This window comes from Brevundimonas sp. (assembly GCF_023259385.1).
Taxonomy (GTDB): Bacteria; Pseudomonadota; Alphaproteobacteria; order Caulobacterales; family Caulobacteraceae; genus Brevundimonas.
On the sequence record NZ_JAHFPF010000302.1, the window covers coordinates 1 to 3,917 of the forward strand.

The following is a 3,917-nucleotide window of genomic DNA, read 5'->3' on the forward strand; positions in this document are numbered from 1 at the left end:
GCGCACCAGGTGGCCCTTGCCCAGACCGCCGATGGCTGGGTTGCACGACATCTCGCCGATGGTCTCGAGCTTCTGGGTCAGCAGCAGGGTACGCGCGCCGGCGCGCGAGGACGCAGCGGCGGCTTCGCAGCCGGCGTGGCCGCCGCCGATGACGATGACGTCGAAGGAGTTCATCGCGGGGACATAGTCGAAAACGCCCCCTTTCGCCACCGGAGTCGGCGGCGTGTTTCACGTGAAACAGATCACTTCCCGATGCAGAAGGTCGAGAAGACCTCGCCCAGAATGTCCTCGACTCCGATGGCGCCGGTCACCCGGGCCAGGGCGTCCGCCGCCCGGCGCAGGTCGTCGCCCGCCATCTCCGGCGCGATATCCAGGGCGCGTCGCCCGGCCTGCACGTCGGCCAGGGCCTCCTCCAGCCGCCGCCGATGCCGCTCTCGCGTCACCGCCGGGAAGTCCGCGCCGGAAAGGTCGCGCGCCAGCCGGGTCGCGATCCAGTCGTGCAGCGCCGCCATCCCCTCCCCCGTGGCGGTGCTGACCGCCAGCGCTTCCTGACCGGTGGGGGGAGGCGCGCGCTCGATATCCGCCTTGGTCAGGACCAGCAAATCGCCGGGCCGAACATAGTCCGCCGCCACGCCTGCGGGGTCGCCCGGCGCCCGAACCCATAGCCGTAGCTCGGCCTGTTCCGCCCGCGCCCGCGCCCGGCGCACCCCCTCGGCCTCGACCACGTCCGCGCTATCGCGCAGTCCGGCCGTATCCGACAGGGTCACGGCGTAGCCGCCGATGATCAGGTCGGCGTCCAGCACGTCGCGCGTGGTCCCTGCGATCGGCGTCACGATCGCCGCCTCGCGCGCCACCAGCGCATTGAACAGCGACGACTTGCCCGCATTGGTCTCGCCGATCAGGACGATGCGATAGCCCTCGCGCACCCGCTCCCCCCGACCCGAATCCGCCAGGGCGGCCTTCAGGTCAGCGATTAGTCCATCCAGCACCGGCCCCGCGGTCCGCGCCAGATTGTCCGGCACCTCCTCGTCAGGGAAGTCGATCTCGGCTTCGACCAGGGCCAGGGCTTTCAGCAGATCGCGGCGGAAGCCGGCGTAGGCGGCGCCCAGGGCGCCGTCCAGCTGACCCAACGCCTGCGCCGCCTGGGCCGTGGTCTCGGCGTCGATCAGGTCGGCGACCGCCTCGGCCTGGGCCAGGTCCATCCGCCCGTTCTCGAAGGCCCGGCGGGTGAACTCGCCCGGATCCGCCGGACGCAGACCCAGCGCGACCAGGGCCGCGCTGGCCGCCTCGACCACCGCCCGGCCCCCGTGCAGGTGCAGTTCGGCGCAGTCCTCGCCGGTATAGGAGTTCGGCCCGGGAAAGCGCAGCACCAGCGCCTGATCGATGATCCGCCCCGCGTGCGTCAGCGTCCGCAACGAGGCCATCCGCGCCTTCAGGTCCGGTGCGCCGAGCGCGGCCAGGGTGGCGTCGGTCGCGGGACCGCTCAACCGCACGATTGCGATGGCGCCCCGTCCCGGCGGGGTGGCTAGGGCGAAGACGGTGTCGGTCATGCCGAAATCTCCTCCCCCTCATGGAGGAGGTGGCGCGGCGCGCGCGCGGCGTGACGGAGGGGGCGACAGGGGCGCGGGACGGACCCCCTCCACCGCTTCGCGGTCCCCCTCGCCCAAGAGGGGGAGGAGACCAGCATCACGGCTTGACCGCGCTTTCCATCAGACGTCGGAACTGGTCCTGGGCCTGCAGGCCGAAGCTGGTCCAGGTCTTCATTAGCTCGTCGGGCTGCATGGCCGAGATGTTGTCGTCCATTCGCTTCTTCATTTCGGCGACCAGATGCTCGTTCAGCGGGGCCACATCCGGCAGACCCATGAAGGCCCGCGCCTCGGCCGGGGTGCAGTCGATCTCGACATTGATTTTCATGGGATCGCTCCAATCTGAACAGGACCGTTTTAGGCCGATCCGGCCGCGTAAAGGAACCCGCTCATGGCCCTCCCCTCGATCCAGCAGGCCGTCCGCTTCGACCGCACCGGAGGACCGGACGTGCTTGAGCTGGTCGAGGTCCCCGTGCCCTCGCCCGGCCCCGGGGAAATCCTGATCCGCCAAGCCGCCGTGGGATTGAACTTCATCGACATCTACCAGCGCACTGGCCTCTATCCCCTGCCCCTCCCCTCGGGTCTCGGACGGGAGGCGGCGGGCATGGTCGAGGCGGTCGGCGACGGCGTCACCCGCTTCAGGGTGGGCGATCGGGTCGCCACCGCCACCGCCCCGGTCGGCGCCTATGCGCAGTTCCACGTCCTGCCCGAGAGCGCCGCGGTCGCTGTGCCGGATGACGTCAGCCTGGAGACCGCCGCCGCCGTCATGCTCAAGGGGATGACCGCCGAGTTCCTGGTGCGCCGGACGTTTCACGTGAAACAGGGCGACGAGATCCTGCTCCACGCCGCCGCCGGCGGCGTCGGCCTGATCCTGGCCCAGTGGGCCAAGTTGCTGGGTGCGACCGTCATCGGTACGGTCGGCTCGGAAGCCAAGGCGGCCCTCGCCCGCACCCACGGCAGCGACCATGTGATCCTTTATGATCGCGAGGACGTCGCCGTTCGGGTCAAGGACCTCACCGACGGTCGGGGCGTCGCCGTCGCCTATGACTCCGTCGGCCAGTCCACCTTTGAGTCGTCCTTGGCCAGCCTGAGGAAGCGCGGGACCCTCGTGCTGTTCGGCAACGCCTCTGGCCCGGTCCCGCCGTTCGACCCCCTGCGCCTGTCGCGCGGCGGCTCGCTCTACGTCACCCGCCCGACCCTGTTCGACTACGTCGCCACCGTCGAGGAGCTCGACGCCAGCGCTGCCGCCCTGTTCGATGTCATTCGCTCGGGCGCGGTCAAGGTCGAGATCGGACAGACCTTCCCACTGGCCCATGTGCGCGAGGCGCACGAAGCTTTGGCCAGTCGCCGGACCACCGGCTCGACCCTGCTCATTCCCTGACAGCAAAAAGGCCCCGGATCGGTCCGGGGCCTTTTCGTATCCGTCCGGCAACCGCCGGTCAGGTGTTCATCGACTGGAAGAAGTCGGCGTTGTTCTTGGACTGGCGCAGCTTGTCGAGCAGGAACTCGATCGCGTCCTGGGGGCCCATCGGATTGAGGATTCGGCGCAGGACGTAGGTCTTGGCCAGCTGATCCTTCGGCGTGATGAGGTCCTCCTTACGGGTGCCGGACTTGAGCACGTCGATGGCGGGGAAGATGCGCTTGTCGGCGACCTTGCGGTCCAGCACGATTTCCGAGTTACCGGTGCCCTTGAACTCTTCGAAGATGACCTCGTCCATCCGCGAGCCGGTGTCGATCAGGGCGGTGGCGATGATGGTCAGCGAGCCCCCCTGCTCCACGTTCCGCGCCGCGCCGAAGAAGCGCTTCGGACGCTGCAGGGCGTTGGCGTCGACGCCCCCGGTCAGGACCTTGCCCGACGACGGAACGGTGGCGTTGTAGGCGCGGCCCAGGCGGGTGATCGAGTCCAGCAGGATGACCACGTCCTTCTTGTGCTCGACCAGGCGCTTGGCCTTTTCGATCACCATCTCGGCGACGGCGACGTGGCGGGTGGCCGGCTCGTCGAAGGTCGAGGCGATGACCTCGCCCTTCACCGTGCGCTGCATGTCCGTCACTTCTTCCGGGCGCTCGTCGATCAGCAGGACGATCAGGAAGACTTCCGGGTGGTTGCGCTCGATCGACTTGGCGATGTTCTGCAGCATGACCGTCTTGCCGACGCGCGGCGGGGCCACGATCAGGCAGCGCTGGCCCTTGCCGAGCGGGGCGACGATGTCGATCACCCGGCCCGAACGGTCCTTCAGGGTCGGGTCCTGGATTTCCATGTGGATCCGCTCTTCGGGATAGAGCGGGGTCAGGTTGTCGAACAGGACCTTGGTCTTCACCATCTCGGGGTCT

General features: G+C 68.9%; 5 protein-coding genes. 1 reads left to right on the top strand and 4 read right to left on the bottom strand.

Annotated elements, in window-relative coordinates; translation table 11 throughout:
• The 3 genes from Q0C81_RS17170 to Q0C81_RS17180 all read right to left on the bottom strand — a co-directional run.
• A partial coding sequence (locus tag Q0C81_RS17170; RefSeq protein WP_291840878.1) for an FAD-dependent oxidoreductase occupies window positions 1-174 on the bottom strand: 174 nt, incomplete at its 3' end.
• A 68-nt stretch (window positions 175-242) separates the two neighbouring features.
• The gene (gene mnmE / locus Q0C81_RS17175; RefSeq protein WP_291840866.1) at window positions 243-1,550 is read right to left on the bottom strand and encodes a tRNA uridine-5-carboxymethylaminomethyl(34) synthesis GTPase MnmE; all 1,308 of its coding nucleotides are present in this window, start codon (window positions 1,548-1,550) and stop codon (window positions 243-245) included.
• 136 nt (window positions 1,551-1,686) lie between these two features.
• Window positions 1,687-1,914, bottom strand: coding sequence for a DUF6489 family protein (locus Q0C81_RS17180; protein ID WP_291840869.1), 228 nt, complete (start codon window positions 1,912-1,914; stop codon window positions 1,687-1,689).
• A gap of 63 nt (window positions 1,915-1,977) precedes the next feature.
• Here Q0C81_RS17180 and Q0C81_RS17185 point away from each other — a divergent pair, with 63 nt between their 5' ends.
• Complete coding sequence (locus Q0C81_RS17185; RefSeq protein ID WP_291840871.1) at window positions 1,978-2,967, top strand: quinone oxidoreductase; 990 nt, start codon at window positions 1,978-1,980, stop codon at window positions 2,965-2,967.
• Between the two features lie 58 nt (window positions 2,968-3,025).
• On the opposite strand, the gene rho is transcribed toward Q0C81_RS17185, so the two are convergent.
• Window positions 3,026-3,917: transcription termination factor Rho (gene rho / locus Q0C81_RS17190; protein WP_291840875.1), on the bottom strand; the 892-nt coding region annotated here is incomplete at its 5' end.